Annotated in this window: 15 protein-coding genes; 10 read left to right on the plus strand and 5 right to left on the minus strand. The window is 70.2% G+C overall.

What is annotated here, in order from left to right:
• Positions 1 to 79 precede the first annotated feature (79 nt).
• Entirely contained in the window at positions 80 to 1,738 is a 1,659-nt protein-coding gene (locus ACFQI8_RS04600; RefSeq protein WP_390243079.1) for a phospholipase D-like domain-containing protein, read from the plus strand.
• A 30-nt stretch (positions 1,739 to 1,768) separates the two neighbouring features.
• Here the strand turns inward: ACFQI8_RS04600 and recJ3 are convergent, their stop codons facing one another.
• Positions 1,769 to 3,670: an exonuclease RecJ3 gene (gene recJ3 / locus ACFQI8_RS04605; RefSeq protein WP_390243080.1), complete on the minus strand. Its 1,902-nt coding sequence runs from the start codon at positions 3,668 to 3,670 to the stop codon at positions 1,769 to 1,771.
• A 114-nt stretch (positions 3,671 to 3,784) separates the two neighbouring features.
• Positions 3,785 to 4,639 carry a fructosamine kinase family protein gene (locus tag ACFQI8_RS04610; RefSeq protein WP_390243081.1) on the minus strand — a complete coding sequence of 285 codons (855 nt, stop codon included), beginning with the start codon at positions 4,637 to 4,639 and terminating at the stop codon, positions 3,785 to 3,787.
• A gap of 102 nt (positions 4,640 to 4,741) precedes the next feature.
• Between ACFQI8_RS04610 and ACFQI8_RS04615 the strand changes: the two genes are divergently transcribed.
• On the plus strand, positions 4,742 to 5,227 hold the full coding sequence (locus ACFQI8_RS04615; RefSeq protein WP_390243082.1) for a Mov34/MPN/PAD-1 family protein: 486 nt from the start codon (positions 4,742 to 4,744) through the stop codon (positions 5,225 to 5,227).
• Positions 5,224 to 5,652, plus strand: coding sequence for an FAD synthase family protein (locus ACFQI8_RS04620; RefSeq protein WP_390243083.1), 429 nt, complete (start codon positions 5,224 to 5,226; stop codon positions 5,650 to 5,652). The genes ACFQI8_RS04615 and ACFQI8_RS04620 overlap by 4 nt, the downstream gene beginning before the upstream one ends.
• 111 nt (positions 5,653 to 5,763) lie before the next feature.
• Here the strand turns inward: ACFQI8_RS04620 and coxB are convergent, their stop codons facing one another.
• A complete protein-coding gene (gene coxB, locus ACFQI8_RS04625) occupies positions 5,764 to 6,519 on the minus strand; it encodes a cytochrome c oxidase subunit II (protein WP_390243084.1) in 756 nt (251 codons plus the stop codon).
• Between the two features lie 162 nt (positions 6,520 to 6,681).
• Between coxB and ACFQI8_RS04630 the strand changes: the two genes are divergently transcribed.
• From ACFQI8_RS04630 to ACFQI8_RS04645, 4 genes are all read left to right on the plus strand, one after another.
• Positions 6,682 to 8,088, plus strand: coding sequence for a heme o synthase (locus tag ACFQI8_RS04630; protein ID WP_390243085.1), 1,407 nt, complete (start codon positions 6,682 to 6,684; stop codon positions 8,086 to 8,088).
• Positions 8,089 to 8,115: 27 nt separating this feature from the next.
• Positions 8,116 to 8,772 carry a DUF7546 family protein gene (locus ACFQI8_RS04635; RefSeq protein WP_390243086.1) on the plus strand — a complete coding sequence of 219 codons (657 nt, stop codon included), beginning with the start codon at positions 8,116 to 8,118 and terminating at the stop codon, positions 8,770 to 8,772.
• Positions 8,773 to 8,845: 73 nt separating this feature from the next.
• Positions 8,846 to 9,079, plus strand: coding sequence for an Rdx family protein (locus tag ACFQI8_RS04640; protein WP_390243087.1), 234 nt, complete (start codon positions 8,846 to 8,848; stop codon positions 9,077 to 9,079).
• 12 nt (positions 9,080 to 9,091) lie between these two features.
• Positions 9,092 to 9,496, plus strand: coding sequence for a metal-dependent hydrolase (locus ACFQI8_RS04645; protein WP_390243088.1), 405 nt, complete (start codon positions 9,092 to 9,094; stop codon positions 9,494 to 9,496).
• A gap of 137 nt (positions 9,497 to 9,633) precedes the next feature.
• Here the strand turns inward: ACFQI8_RS04645 and ACFQI8_RS04650 are convergent, their stop codons facing one another.
• Complete coding sequence (locus ACFQI8_RS04650; protein WP_390243089.1) at positions 9,634 to 10,656, minus strand: aldo/keto reductase; 1,023 nt, start codon at positions 10,654 to 10,656, stop codon at positions 9,634 to 9,636.
• Between the two features lie 146 nt (positions 10,657 to 10,802).
• On the opposite strand from ACFQI8_RS04650, the gene ACFQI8_RS04655 reads away from it, so the two are divergent.
• Complete coding sequence (locus tag ACFQI8_RS04655) at positions 10,803 to 11,801, plus strand: Gfo/Idh/MocA family protein (RefSeq protein WP_390243090.1); 999 nt, start codon at positions 10,803 to 10,805, stop codon at positions 11,799 to 11,801.
• 33 nt (positions 11,802 to 11,834) lie between these two features.
• Here ACFQI8_RS04655 and ACFQI8_RS04660 read toward each other — a convergent pair whose 3' ends face one another.
• The gene (locus ACFQI8_RS04660) at positions 11,835 to 13,229 is read right to left on the minus strand and encodes a PQQ-dependent sugar dehydrogenase (RefSeq protein ID WP_390243091.1); all 1,395 of its coding nucleotides are present in this window, start codon (positions 13,227 to 13,229) and stop codon (positions 11,835 to 11,837) included.
• Positions 13,230 to 13,372: 143 nt separating this feature from the next.
• Between ACFQI8_RS04660 and ACFQI8_RS04665 the strand changes: the two genes are divergently transcribed.
• The gene (locus ACFQI8_RS04665) at positions 13,373 to 14,320 is read left to right on the plus strand and encodes an ABC transporter ATP-binding protein (RefSeq protein WP_390243092.1); all 948 of its coding nucleotides are present in this window, start codon (positions 13,373 to 13,375) and stop codon (positions 14,318 to 14,320) included.
• On the plus strand, positions 14,317 to 15,072 hold the full coding sequence (locus ACFQI8_RS04670; RefSeq protein ID WP_390243093.1) for an ABC transporter permease: 756 nt from the start codon (positions 14,317 to 14,319) through the stop codon (positions 15,070 to 15,072). Before ACFQI8_RS04665 ends, ACFQI8_RS04670 begins: the two co-directional genes overlap by 4 nt.
• The last annotated feature ends 32 nt before the right edge of the window (positions 15,073 to 15,104 follow it).

Raw genomic sequence — 15,104 nt, forward strand, 5'->3', positions numbered from 1 at the left:
GTTCTATTTCTCCCGCAGTCACCCGCGCTGAGTCCCCGGTCGCGAACGTTTTTGTAGGCGAACGGGCCCAGCGCGGGGTGTGTCCCGCTGGCCACTCACCGCCGCGTTCGCCGCCTCGCTCGTCGTCCTGCTCGCGGCCGCGGCCGTCGTCCCCGCGCCGATAGCGGCCGCGCCGGGGTCGGAGAACGCGACCGAATCGGCCACTCCCGACGACCCATCGGCATCGGGCGAACCGCGCATCGTCTCCGCGCTCCCCGATCCGGCGACGCCCGACGACCGCGGCGAGTTCGTCGCCGTCGCCGCGCCCGCGGGAACCGACCTCTCGCTGTCCGACGGGGAGCAGACCGTCTCGTTCGTCGCGCCGGGCGGCACGGTCGCCGTCGCCACCGACCCGTCCGCGGCGTCGAACCTGACCGCCCACCCCGTCGTCGGGTCCGGTCTCGACCTCGCGAACGGCGGCGAGACGGTCACGCTCCGCGTCGTCGGTGACGACGGCGAGCGCGGAAACGGCGTCGTCGCCGACCGCCTCAGCTACGACCGGAGCCGCGAGGGCGCGCTCCTCGAACGGCGAGACGGCGCGTGGTCGTGGTGGCCGCGGGCGCTCCCGCGGCGCAACGTCACGACCCACGGCCCCGCGAACGCGACCCTGTTCGTGCTCCCCGACTCGCCGGACCGCCCGATAACGACGCTCCGGTCGGCCGACGAGCGGATTCTGCTCGCCGGCTACGTCGTCTCCTCCGCGCGCGTCGCGGACGAACTCGTCGCCGCGCGCGAGCGCGGCGTGCGGGTCGAGGTACTGGTCGAGGACAGCCCGGTCGGCGGCTTCCCGCGACGGTCCGCGCGCGTCCTCGACCGCCTCGTCGACGCCGGCGTCTCGGTCCGCGTCGTCGGCGACCCCCACTCGTTTCACCACCCGAAGTACGCCGTCGTCGACGACGCGGCGCTCGTGATGACCGAAAACTGGAAGCCCGCGGGGACGGGCGGCCGAAAGAGCCGCGGCTGGGGCGTCGTCGTGCGCTCGCCGGGCGTCGCGGCCGACCTCGCGGCCACGTTCGAAGACGACGCCAGCCTCCCCGAGACCGCTCCGTGGGAGACGTACCGCGTCGGTCGGTCGTTCGTCCGCACCGAGTCGGCGAACGGCTCGTACCCCTCGCGCGTCGCGCCCGAATCGGTTCGCGTCGACCGCGTGTCCGTCCTCCGCGCGCCCGACAACGCGGAGTCCGCAGTTGTCTCTCGACTTGACGCCGCCGAGCGCCGAATCGACGTGCTACAGCCGACCGTCGAGGCCGACGGCCCGTTCGTCCGCGCGCTCAAGCGCGCCGCCGGCCGCGGCGTCCGCGTCCGACTCCTCCTCGGGAGCGCGTGGTACGACGAGGAGGAGAACCGCGCGCTCGCCGAGCGGCTGAACGAGTGGGCCGACAGAACCGGGAGTCCGCTCTCGGTTCGGCTCGCGCGACCCGGCGGACGGTACGGCGCGATTCACGCGAAGGGCGTCGTCGCCGACGATACCGCGCTCGTCGGCAGTCTCAACTGGAATCGGCACTCAGCCCGCGAGAACCGCGAAGTCGTCCTCGCGCTGTCGGACCCGGCCGCCGCGGCGTACTTCCGCGAGGCGTTCGCGGCGGACTGGCGGGCCAGCGGGCGCGGGAGCGAGTCGAACCCGGGACTCGTCGCCGCGGCCGCCCTCGCGGTCGTCGCCGGACTCGCGGCGCTCAGGCGACTGGAGTTCGAAAAATGAGCGGCCGCAGTCCGTGCGTCGAACGCCGGCTTACGCCGTCGTCGACAGCTCTTCGTCGATGTCGGCTTCGGCCATCTTCTCGACGAGGCTGTCGATGACCTCCTGACGCATGCCGCTGACGAACTTGATGGAGCCGACGACGAGGTGGCCGCCGCCGGAGACGCCGCCGCCGACGACCTCCTCGTTCAGTTCGGCGACCATCCGCGGGATGTCGAGGCGGACGCCGTCGGAGCGGAGGACGGCGAAGTCGGGCCCGTAGCCGATGGTGATGACCGGCTCGCCCGTCTCCTGGACCTTGCGGTCGTGGAGCTTGCCCGTGGTCTTGCCCGGCGCGGGGTAGGTAAAGCGGTGGGCCCACTTGTCGAGGTCGATGCGGTAGAGGTTGGCCCCGCTGTCGAGGCGCTCGTGTTCGAGGTGCGGCTCGGCCGCTTCGAGCTGGCGGTCGACGTCGCGCTCGGCGCGCGTCGAGAGGAACTCGACGAGTTCGCGGTGGCGCTTCTCGTCGTCACAGCCGACGTTGAGCACGTCGTTGACGATAGACGCGCCGTCGTTGTAGCGAAGCCAGTGGGCGGCGTAGTCGAGCGCCTCGCCCACGTCGAGGAGCTGTTCGCGGTCGTAGCCCTCGTCTTCGGCGAGCGCGATGTAGTTGTCCATGACCTCCGCCTTCGAGCGGTCAGACAGCCCGGCGACGGCGGGGACGTGACGCAGTTCGTCGGTCACGTCGGGGTGAATCATCCGCGCGAGTTCGACGCACATCATGCCGGTCGTGATGCGGTAGTCCTCGTCGTGGAGGTACGGGTTGACGTGCGCGTCGAGGAGGTGGTTGACCGCCTCCGGGTCGGGGTGGTGGTGGTCGACGACCGCGATGGGCACGTCGTAGTGCGCGAGGTTCTCGTAGGCAGGCACGTCCTCCTCGGTCGACCCGTTGTCGAGCATGAGCAGGAAGGGAAGCCGCTGGCCGTGGCGGGCGCGCCCTTCGAGCGCGAAGTTCAGGTCGCGGGTCACGTCCTCCATCTCGTAGAACGGGGCCTTGCTCGGGAGGCGCTTGAACAGGTGTCGCGGCGCGTCGGGGTCGTCGTGGGTCTCCGTGATAAGCCGTTCGAGGGCCAGTTGGACCGGGACGGACGCGCACATGCCGTCGCCGTCGGCGTGGTGGCGGACGCGAATCGGGCGGCCTTCGAGGACCGTCCGGCGGAGCAGGCGCGCCACGTCTTCGAGGTCGTCGCGGAGCTTCTCGAACGCCGCCCACTCCACGAGCGGCTCGACCGGCTCCGGCTCGGCGCGCTCGTCGAGCGCGGCGTCGATGCGCTGGCGGGCGTCGGCCGCGGTCTCGTCGTCGAGGACGGTGAGGCCGTCGACTTCGAGCTGGCGGGTGCCTTCGTGGTCTTCGACGGTGCCGGCCATGCGGACCACGTCGTCGAGGTCGACTTCGGGGAACGCGCGGACGCCGGCCTCTTCGAAGGCGGCGGCGGCGACGATGCCGGAGTCGTCGGCGATGCGGAAGACGGTCGGGCCGCCGGTCTGTTTGATCTGCGTGACGACGCCCTCGACGGTGACCGACTCGCCGACCGAGAGACTGGAGATAGGCGTGATGGTCGGCTCGTGGTCGACGGTCAGGGTGCGGTAGTCGTCCGGCGTGTCCTCGGCGAACGCGATGTCGCCGTTCTCGCGGACGGATTCGAGGCGGACGACCAGTCGGTCGCCGACCTCGTAGTCCGCCGAGAGGTTGGACTCGTGGATGAGACCGGAGACGGAGTCGGAGATGTCAACGAAGATGCCGTACTCCACGACGCCGTTGACGACGGCGTGGTAGTACGCGTCGGTCTCGACGTCGTCGGCGGTACAGTTCGGTGCGAGATCATAGACGATAGGTCGCGCGTCCGAATTCGGACGCGAGTCGTCGCCGGAATCCCCGGCGTGCTCGTCGCTCATAGTCCCGCTAGGTCAGGGGGTAGTGTTAAGCTTTACAAAAGCATCTCGCGTACGCGGCGGGTTCGCACGACTCGATTCGACTCGGTTCGGCCCGAAAATCACCTTCGCGGGCGGTCAGTAGCCGAGTTCCTCCAGCGCGTCTTCGACCGACGAGACGTACTCAGCCCCGAAGACGCGGACGTGTTCGAGGAGCGGGAACAGCGCGTAGACGGGCGACCGGTCCTCGAAGAAGCCGTCGGCGATGGGGCGGCGGTCGTCGTAGGTGTCGAAGAAGGTGTCGCCCGCGGCGTCGAACCAGTCGATGTAGGCCAGTTCGACTTCGGGGTGGCCGTAGTAACACGCCGGGTCGAGGAAGGCGACGACGCGGTCGTCGCGAACGCGGAGGTTCGCGCCCCACACGTCGCCGTGGACGAGCCGCGGGGCCGCCGGCGCGTCAAGGAGCGCGTCGAGGTCGGCGGCGACCGACTCGATTCGCTCGGCGGTCGCGGCCGGTAAGCCGGCGTCGAGCGCCGCGTCGGTCCACGGCAGGAGGCGCTGGTCGCGGAAGAACGCGACCCACGAGTCGGTCCACGGATTCGGCTGACGGTACGGTCCCGAGAGCGTGTCGTAGGGGAAGCCGAACGCCGGCGCGGTCGTCTCGTGGAGCGCGGCGAGGTGGGCGGCGAGGTCGCGCTCGGCGGCGGGCGTCAGGTCGGACGTGCCCGCGACGTAGTCGAGCACGAGCAGGTCGGCGTCGGCGTGGTGGACCGCGGGGACCGGAAGGCCGGCCGCGGCGAGCGAGTCGAGCATCGCCGCCTCCACATCGAGCGGCGTGTCGCCCACCTTTGCGACGACGGGGTCGCGCCCGTCGAAGTCGAGGCGGTAGACGCGCCCGACGTGTCCGCCGTCGAGTTCGGTCGTCGCGGTCGGTGGCGCGTCCGCCGAGAGCGCGCTCGTCACGCGCGCGACGAGGTCGGAATCGAGCGTCACACCCGAGGTCGGGCGAGCGCCGACCTCAGTATGGCGGTTCCGGTCCGGCGACCGACTCGGCGTTCCGGAACCCTTAGATGGAGCGCCCGCGGACGGTTCGGTATGCGACTCTTCCGGTCGCGGGAGGTCGTCGGCATCGCCGCCGACGCCCTCGACTTCGCGCTCGAAGCCTCTGCGGAGACGCATCCGAACGAGTACATGGGCCTCCTCCGCGGCGAGGAGGCCCGCCGGGTCGGCGTCGACCGCGACGGCTACGTCGTGACGGACGTGCTCATCATCCCGGGGACCGTCTCGGACCCCTACAGCGCGACCGTCAGAAACGACCTCGTGCCGAACGACTTCCGCGCCGTCGGGTCGATTCACTCGCACCCCAACGGCGTCCTCAGACCGAGTGACGCCGACCTCGACACCTTCGGGAGCGGCCGGGTCCACATCATCATCGGCGCGCCCTACGGCCCCGACGACTGGGAGGCGTTCGACCAGTCGGGCGAGATCCGCAACCTCGACGTGCTCGACGTCGACCTCCCCGACCCCGAATCGTTCTTCGACTTCACGCAGGACGACATCGACGCGGAGTTGGACCGATGAGGCGGGTCATCGCGCAGGGAACCTTCGACATCCTCCACCCCGGTCACGTCCACTACCTCTCGGACGCCGCGTCGCTCGGCGACGAACTCCACGTCATCATCGCCCGCGGCGAGAACGTGACGCACAAGCCGACGCCGATTCTCGACGACCGCCAGCGCCGCGACATGGTCGCCGCGCTCGACGTGGTCGACGAGGCGCATCTCGGCCACGCCGACGACATCTTCGTCCCCATCGAGGAAATCGACCCCGACGTCATCGTCCTCGGCTACGACCAACACCACGACGAGGCGGGAATCAAAGCCACCCTCGACGCCCGCGGCATCGACTGCGAGGTCACGCGCGCGACGCCGCGCGAGCAACGCCACGACGACGAACTGCTCTCGACGGGTCGCATCATCGACCGCATCGTCGAGCGGCGCTGTTGAGTTCTCGCCGCGGAAACCGACCCGAACTGCCGACCGATGTTCCGATGGCCGACCGCGACGAGCGCGAGCGTCGTCACTCGGCGGCGGGCGTCGAAAGAGAAGGGTGATGCGTTACTGCGTGGAGTTCGTCGCGGTGGCGTTCGAAGACGACGACTCGCTGTTGGCCGACTGTTGCTCGTCGAGCCAGTTCTGGTACTCGTCCTGCGAGACGACTTCGACGGTGAAGTACATCTGGGAGTGCGCGACACCGCAGTACTCGGTACAGTAGCCCTGGTAGGTGCCTTCCTCGTAGGCGACGGTCTTGATGGTGTTCGTCGAACCCGGCATCGCGTCCTGCTTGAGGCCGAGTTCGGGGACGTGGAATCCATGTATCACGTCCATTGAGGTGATCTGGAAGTAGACGGGGCGGTCCGCGGGGATGACGATCTCGTTGCCCGACGAGAAGTTACCCTCCTCGGGGTAGTACATGTTCCAGCCCCACTGGTACGCCTCCGCCGTGACGACGACCGGGTCGTCGTCCATGGCGATGTCGTTGCCCTGGTGCGTGACGTTCTCGTTGGCCAGCACGCCGTAGGAGGCGACGCCGACGAAAAGCAGGATAATCGCTGTCGCGATGGTCCACGTGATTTCGAGCCGGCGGTTCTCCTTGGTCGGCAGTGCGCGCTCGCTGTTGCGGAACTTGATGACGGTGTAGAGGAGGATGACCTCCACCAGCACGGTAATCGGGATAGCGACGTACAGCAACTCCCCGTTCAGCTGGTTGATGAGTTCCGACGTGGCAGACGCCTGCGCGGCGGCGGGGGTGGCAACGAGTGCCATCGCGACCGTCGCGAGCAGGGACGCGAGCGCGAAACGCGTCTTTCTCATGCTGAACGAGAGTTAGGAACAACCGCATAAATGCATACCGACTCTCGGCCCGTCGTTTATCAACCCCACCCCGCTATACCGCGGGGAGTGAGGCCCGAACGCGAGGCGGAAAAGCGCGGGTCCTAAATACGGGACGGCCCAACACCTTCGTAGGTGAATTTCGTGGCCACGAATCGCGATTCGAACACGTTCCACGGCCTGCTCGCGGCGACCGCGATGGGCGTCTATCTCCTGCTCATCGTCGGCGCGACGACCGCGCTCACGGACGCGACCGCCGCGTGTAGCGCATGGCCCGCGTGCGGCGACGGCTTTTCGCTCCCCGCGACGCTCGACGGCTGGGTCGCCCTCGGCCACCGCGTCGCGGCCGTCCTCGTCGGCCTCCTCACGGTCGCCACGCTCGTCTCGGCGTGGCGGACCGATACGTCGCGCCGCGTGAGAGCGACCGTCACCGCGTCGGCGCTGTTGTATCCCGCACAGGCTGGCATCGGCGCACTCGTCGCGACCGTCGGCGTCGGCCCCGCGCTCTCGACGCTCCACTTGGTCCTCGGGATGGTCATCTTCGGCGGCCTCGTCGCCGCCCTCGCGTGGACCCTCGAAGCGGCCACCGGCGACCCCGACGACGCGCCGGTCGGCACCCCGTCGATGAGCCCCCCCGCCGACGACGGCGAGCGACCGTCCGTCCCGACCGAGCCGGTCGCCCGCGCGAAGGCGACGGCCAACGCGTACTTCCGGCTCATGAAGCCGCGGCTGATGTGGCTTCTCTGTCTCGTCGCGTCGGCGGCGATGGCGCTCGCCGGCACCGTCTCGTCCGGCCTCACGCCCGAGGTCATCGCGGCGACCCTCGGCGGCGGCGTCCTCTCTATCGGCGCGTCCGGCACGTTCAATCACGTCCTCGAACGCGACGTGGACCGCCGGATGCAACGGACGAGCGACCGACCGCTCGCGGTCGACCTCGTCCCCGTCCGCAACGCGGTCGCGTTCGGCCTGCTCCTGACGGTCGCGTCGGTGGCGCTGTTCGCGTCGGTCAACTGGCTCGCGGCCGTCCTCGGCGTCGTCGCCATCGCCTTCTACAGCGTCGTCTACACGCTCATCCTGAAGCCCAACACGGTCCAAAACACCGTCATCGGCGGCGCGGCCGGCGCGCTCCCGGCGCTCATCGGCTGGGTCGCCGTCACCGGCGACGTCGGCCTCGGCGGCGTCGTCCTCGCCGTGGTCATCTTCCTGTGGACGCCCGCGCACTTCTACAACCTCGCGTTGGCCTACAAGGACGACTACGCCCGCGGCGGCTTCCCGATGATGCCCGTCGTCCGCGGCGAGACCGAGACGCGAAAGCACATCCTCTGGTGGCTCGGCGCGACGCTCGTCGCCGCCGCCGGCCTCGCGGTCATGGACGCCCTCGGGGTCGTCTACCTCGTGACGAGCATCCTCTTCGGCGGCGCGTTCCTCTACTTCGTCGTGCGCCTGCACTACGAGCGCGACGACACCGCCGCTTTCCGGGCGTTCCACGCCTCGAACGCCTACCTCGGGATGTTGCTCCTCGCCATCGTCGTCGACACGCTCGCCATCTGAGAACCGACTGCGACACCACCCAAACACATGGCAACCGCATCCGCACTTCCCCGCCCCTCGCGGGCCAGTCTGCTCCGCGCCGCCTTCGCCGTGAACACGACGCTGATTCTGGCGTTCGTCTACCTGCTTTTCACCGAGGCGAGCGTCGGCGCGCCGCGGTACGCCGTCTACGGCGTCGCGTGGGTCATCGTCGGCCTCTGGGTCCTGTTCGACACCGACATCGCGCCCGCCTCGGCCGCGACGAAGCGCAGGGCGGTCGCCGTCGCGGTCGGCTACTTCGCGCTCTTGGCGGTCGCCGGCGGTCTCGTCACCTCGCCCGTTCCCGGCGGCGCGAGCGGCGTCCGCGTCGCCTTCCTCCCGCCGGGGTGGGGGCCAGCGCTCGTCTACGGCGGCGACCTGTTCAACCTCGTCCTCATGCCGGCGCGCGTGGTCGGCTACGCGGCGCTCGCGTTCCTCGTCTACGACACGGTCGTCGAGGCGGCGGGCGCGGCCGTCTCCGGCGTCGTCGGCCTCTTTTCCTGCGTCTCGTGTTCGTGGCCCGTCCTCGCGTCGGTCGCCACGAGCGTCTTCGGCGGCGGAACCGCAGTCGCGGCGACCGTGACGACGCTCTCGTACGACCTCTCGACGCTGGTGTTCCTCGTCACCGTGGTCCTCCTCCGGTGGCGGCCCGGCTTCGGGAAGTAATCGCGGTTTGCTCCCGCGGGCGCGCTCGCCACCGGCCCCCTCGCTTTTACCCGCGCGCCGTGAACATCCGCCCATGACCCAGGTCGAAATCGAATACTGCGTCCCCTGCGGCTTCCTCGACCGCGCCGAACAGCTCCAGCACGCGCTCCTCGAACAGTTCGGCGAGCGACTCGACCGCGTGGCGCTCGTCACGGGCGACCACGGCGTCCTCACCGTCACCGTCGACGGCGAGCGCGTCTGGGACAAGTCGGAAGACGAGTTCGACCCGGACCTCGTGCTCCGGCGGGTCCGCCCGCACGTCGGCTGACCGGGGCGGGACGTGAAGTCACTCGAACACGCCCTCATCGGCGGGGTCGCCGGGACGGCCGCCGCGGTCGCGTTGGACCCGCCGGGGAGCCTGCCGGTTCTCGTCGCCGGCGCGGTGTTCGCGAGCGTCTTCGTCGACCTCGACCACTTCGTCATCGCCCGCGTCCAGCGCGGCGACTGGGCGAACCTGCGGCTCGCGGTGACGAACCCGCGGGTCGGCCTCCTCGACCAAGAGCGGGTGTTCGAGGAGTTCGACACCGAGTTCGACCGCAAGCGACTCCTGAGCCACCACCTCGTCGGCGGCGTCGCGGTCGGCACGCTCGCGCTCTGGGGACTCGGGTCGCTCGCGGCGTTCCTCGCGGTCGTGCTCTACGTCCACGTGGTCTGCGACTTCCTGCGAGACCTCGGCATCGCGTGAAAAAAGCCGGAATCGGAATCGTCCGGGTCGCCGGTCATCCGGGTCGCCGGTCGCCCGCGTCGCCGGTCATCCGGGTTGCTGGTCGCTCGCGTCGCCGGTCATCCGGGTTGCTGGTCGCTCGCGTCGCCGACGGCCGCTCAGTGGCCCCAGCGCTTGCCGTCTTCGTCGTAGCGGGCGTTCGTGATGCGCTCCCACTGGTCGGTCGAGATGTCCACGTCGGCCGCGCCGACGTTCTCGTCGAGTTGGTCGGTCGTCCGCGCACCGACGATGGGAACGACCGTCGCCTCGGGGTAGTCCATCAGCCAGCGGAGCGCGACCTGCGCGGGACTGGCGTCGACCTCGTCGGCGACGGCGCGAACCTCGTCGAGCACCTTCCAGCCGCGCTCGGAGACGTAGAACCGCTCGAACCGCTCGTCGAACGAGCCGCGCGCGCCGTCGGGCGCGACGTACTTCGAGGGGTCGTCGGGGTCGGCGCGCTCGTATTTCCCCGTGAGGAAGCCGCCCGCCAGCGGCGAGTACGGACAAATCGCGATGTCCTGGTCGCCGCAGACGTCGAGGTAGTCTTTCACGTCCTCGTAGTAGCCGGCGTGGAACAGCGGCTGGGTCACGTCGAAGCGGGCGTAGTCGTTGACGTCGGACTTCCACAGCGCCTTCGTGAGTTGCCACGACGCCATCGAGGACGCACCGAGGTAGTTGACCTTCCCCTCCTCGACGAGGCCGTTGAGCGCCCCGAGCGTCTCCTCGATGGGCGTCTCCTCGTCCCAGCGGTGGATGTAGTAGAGGTCGAGATAGTCGGTGTCGAGGCGGTCGAGCGTGCCCTCGATCTGGTTGCGGATGTGGGTCCGCGAGAGGCCGCGCCCGTTGGGGTTGTCCTCGTCGAACGGGAAGTACACCTTCGAGGCGAGCACGTAGTCCTCGCGGTCCCGCTCGGCCAGCCAGTTGCCGATGTACTCCTCGGAGGTCCCGTTCGGGTTCCCGTAGACGTTGGCGGTGTCGATGAAGTTCCCGCCGCGCTCCTCGAACGCGTCGAGGAGTTCGTGGGCCTCCTCCTCGTCGGTCTCCAGGACGCCACTGCTCTTCCGACCGAATCGCCACGTGCCGAAGCACAGTTCCGAGACGCGGGTGCCGGTCGACCCGAGTCGTCGATAGTCGAGGCTCATGGCCGAAGCCACGACTGCCGGCGACTAAAGGATGCGAGTAGCGGCGAGGGGTTCAGCTTTGTTCGTCGGCGTCGGTCGGTTCGGTCTGTCCCGGGGGCTTGCGACTCGCCCGCACGCTTTTGCGGCTTGCGCGCGACTGGTACGGCATGTTCAGAGTCGCAGGAATCGGCCTCGGAAGTCTCGGTATGCTGGAGTGCCGCCTCCTCAACGAACTGGACGGAGTGCGCGTCGTCGCCGGCGTCGACCCCGCCGACGAGGTGCGCGAGGGGTTCGGAGACGAGTTCGACGTGCCGACCTACGAGACGACCGAGGAACTGCTGGACGCCGAGTTCCTCGACGCGGTGACCATCGCCTCGCCGCACACGAAGCACTTCGACCAGGCGCTCGCGGCGCTCGACGCCGACCTCCACGTCCACCTCGAAAAGCCGATGGTGACGGACCTCGGCGGGGCGCGGGCGCTCATCGACCGCGCCGAGGAGCGCGGGCTCACCCTCGCAGTCGGCTACCAGCGCCACGTAGACCCGCGGTTCCACGAGCTTCGGCGCGTCATCGACAGCGGCCGCGTCGGCGACCCGCACATGGTGGTCTGCCACCTCGAACAGGAGTGGATTCGCTGGACGAAAGACGAGTGGCGCGGCGACCCGGCGCTGTCGGGCGGCGGCCAACTGTACGACTCGGGGTCGCACCTCCTCGACGCGATGCTCTGGGTGACGCGCTCGACGCCGGTGACGGTCGCCGCGGCGGTCGACCACCGCGGCCACGACGTGGACGTGAACTCGGCGCTCGCGGTCGTCCTCGACCGCGACGGCGACCGCCTCACCGCGAGCGTGGGCGTCTCCGGCGATGGACAGAGCGTCCCCGACCCGGGCGAGTCGCTCCGCGTCATCGGCACCGAGGGGATGGTCGCCTTCGACGGCGAGACCATCGAGGTGACGGAGGGCGGGACGACCTACACCGCCACGCCGCCGACGCCCGACTTCGAGGAGCTAACCCGGAAGAAGCTCCGGAACTTCGTGGACGCCGCGCGCGACGAGGCCGACCTCGCCATCCCGGCCGAGGACGCGCTCCGCGTGACCGCGCTGACCGAGGCGGCCTACGAGTCGGCGACGACGGGCAGGCGAGTCACCGTCGACGGCGACGCCTGACGCTCCGGCTTCGAGCGAGGCGCGGGGCGACGCTCACGCGCCGGTCACCCGGTTCAGCGCGCCCGACGACCCGGTGACAACCGGTCGGTCGCTGGTGCAGACGTACAGTTCGCCGTCGGGGGCGCGGCCGAACGCGAGGACGTTCGTCCCGCCGGCGTCGCGGTCCGCCACGGGAAGTTCCACGATATCCCACGGCCGCGATTCGCTCGGCCGGGCGGCGAACAGTCTGCCCTCGGACTGCCAGTCGGCGAAGACGTACGCGCCCGACAGCGCCGGAATCGCCTCACCGCGGTAGACGTGGCCGCCGATGACGGCCACCCCGGACGGGCCGTCACCGCTGTGGGGGTACTCCAGCACCGGGTCGATGAGCGGTGCGCCGTCGGGCGTCTCGGTCGGGCAGTCGCCCGCGCGGAAGCAGTGTGCGCCCTCGCGGACGTTCCAGCCGTAGTTGCCGCCGCGCGCCAAGCGGTTCACCTCCTCCCACGCGCCCTGTCCCACGTCGGCGACGTAACAGTCCTCGCCGTCAAACGAGAGCCGCCACGGGTTTCTGAACCCCCACGCGTACTGCTCGTCGAGGCCGTCGGAGCCGACGAGCGGGTTGTCCTCGGGGATTCCGTAGGGACGGTCGTCGTCGCCTGAGACCCCGCCGGTCGAGTCCACGTCGATTCGGACGACGCTCCCGAGGCGGTTCTCGGTCACGTCCTGCCCGTTGCCGCCCGCGACCGCGTCGTACCAGTCGTCGACGTGGCCGCGGCCCTCGTCGTTCGCGCCGCCGCCGTCGCCCGTGCCGATGTAGAGATAGCTGTCCGGCCCGAACGCGACGGCTCCCGCGTTGTGGTTCGGCTGGGGTTCGGGGAGTTCGAGCAGTGTCCGCTCGGAGTCGGCCGAGACGGTCGTCGCCCGGGGGTCGACCGTCAGTTCGCTCAGGACGAACGTGTGGCTGTAGTTGGCGGGCGTTCCCGACCGTCGCGGGGCGCTGTACCGGAGGTAGAGCCGCCCGTTATCGGCGAACTCGGGGTGGAAGGCGACCCCGAGGAAGCCGCGCTCGTCGTAGCCGTTGAGGTCGACGACGCGGTCGGTGATGTCGAGATACGGCTCGCTTCGCAGTCCCGAGTCGTCGTGGAGCCACGTCCGGCCGGGCTGGTCGACGACGAACCGTCGGCTCCCGCCGAACGCCTCGGGGATGGCCACGTCGACCGGCGAGGCGAAGCCGGACGCCACCGTCTCGTAGGCGACTTCGAGACCCGCGAGGGAGCCGCCGGGGCCGTCGCCCGCGGTCGTGGTCGCCCCGTCGGTCTCGCCGGTCGGCGCGTCGCTGTCGGTCGTTCCGCCAGCGCCGTCGTCGGTCGGGGCGCTCGCACAGCCCGCGAAGCCGCCGAGGAGGGTCGCGCCGGTCGCGGCGAGGAAGTCGCGTCGGGAACCGTTCATGTCAACGTAGTGTGGCGCGACCGGAGTAAGACTTACTGCGGTCGGGGCGGCTGGGCCTCCCCACCGCTCCCCACCGCCCTCGAAACTCGAACCGGGCGGCGATTCCGAATCCCTTACCACCCGATAGTGACGACGGGTACGACATGGACGAGGTACTCGCCGCCGACGGCCTCAGGAAGTCCTACGGCGACGTGGAGGCGCTCTCGGGCGTCTCCCTGTCGGTCGCCGAGGGGGAGGTCTTCGGCCTCATCGGTCCGAACGGCGCGGGGAAGACGACGCTGGTTCGCGCCCTCACGGGCACGACCGCGGTTGACTCGGGGTCGGCGGCCATCCTCGGGCGCGACCCGACCGAGGTAGACCGCCAGCGTCTCGGCGTCCTCCCGCAGGAGTTCCGGCCCGCGGGTCGGCTCTCCGCCCGCGAACTCGTGGCCTACTACGCGGGGCTCTACGACGACGCCCGCGACCCCGAGGCGGTGCTCGCCGAGGTCGGTCTCGCCGACGCCGCCGACACGTGGTACGAGAACCTCTCGGGCGGCCAACAGCGCCGCGCCTGTATCGCGCTGACGCTCGTCAACGACCCCGACGTGCTGTTCTTGGACGAACCGACCACCGGTATCGACCCCGCGGGTCGGCGGTCGCTGTGGGGGCTCGTCGAGGGCCTCGCCGCCGGCGGGACGACGGTGTTTCTCACCAGCCATTCCATGGCGGAGATAGAGCGCCTCGCCGACCGCGTGGGCCTGCTCAACGCGGGCGAACTCGTCACGGTCGGCCGGCCGGACGACCTCGTTTCCGAGTACGGCGGCGAGAGCCGTCTCGTCGTCCGGACCGACAGCGACGCCGACGCGGCCCTCGAATCGGTGTCGCTCCCGGCCGCGCTCGACGCGACGGTGTCGGGAGACGGCATCACCGTCCACGGCGTCGGCCCGCGCGACATCGGCGACGTGGTCGCCGCCTTCGACGACGCGGGCGTCGTCTACGAGTCGCTCGTCTGGAAACAGCCCGGGCTCGAAGAGGTTTACCTCTCTCTGACCGGCGAGCAGTTCGAGGCGGCCCGCCCCGCCGCGGCCGCCGCGGTCGGGGGTGACAGATGAGCGTCGTCGCCCGCGTCCGCTCGGAGTTCGTCGCCTCGTGGCACGCGTTCCTCCGGCGGCGGACGGCGGTCTTCTTCACGTTCTTCTTCCCCGCCATCATCGTCGTCATCTTCGGGGCGCTCGTGCAGACCCAGCCGACCGGCGGCGGCCTGTTCGCCGAGCCGAGGGAGTACTACATCGCCGGCTACCTCGCGGTCGTCGTGCTTTTCACCCCGCTGTCTCGCGTCGGAAGCACCATCGCCCGCCACCGCGAGGGAAGCCGCTTCGAGAAGCTGGCGACGACGCCGCTGTCGCGCGCCGAGTGGCTCCTCGCGCACTCGCTCGTCAACGTCGTCGTCATCGGCCTCGCGGCGCTGTTGCTCCTCGCGCTGTCGGCGCTCGTGACGGGCGCGTCGATTCCGCTGACGCCCGCGACGCTCGCTATCGTCCCCTTCGTCGCGCTCGGCGTGACGCTCTTTTGCGGCCTCGGGGCCGTCATCGGGAGCGTCGCCGACTCGCAGGACGGCGTCATCGCCGCGAGCAACGCCATCGCGCTCCCCCTGCTGTTCCTCTCGGAGACGTTCGTGACGCCCGATCTGCTCCCGGCGTGGTTCGTCCCGGCGCTGAACCTCTCGCCGCTCACGTACTTCGCCCGGGGCGTCCGGGCGCTCACGTACGGCGGCGGCGACTGGCTCACGAACCTCGCGGTGCTCGCGGCGCTCGCAGTCGCCTTTTTCGCGGCGGGGACGGTGGCGATTCCGCGAACCGACTGAGAGGCGCACACCGCCCGCCTGCGGTGCGCGGG

It is taken from the genome of Haloferax chudinovii (genome assembly GCF_042663345.1).
Classification (GTDB): domain Archaea; phylum Halobacteriota; class Halobacteria; order Halobacteriales; family Haloferacaceae; genus Haloferax; species Haloferax chudinovii.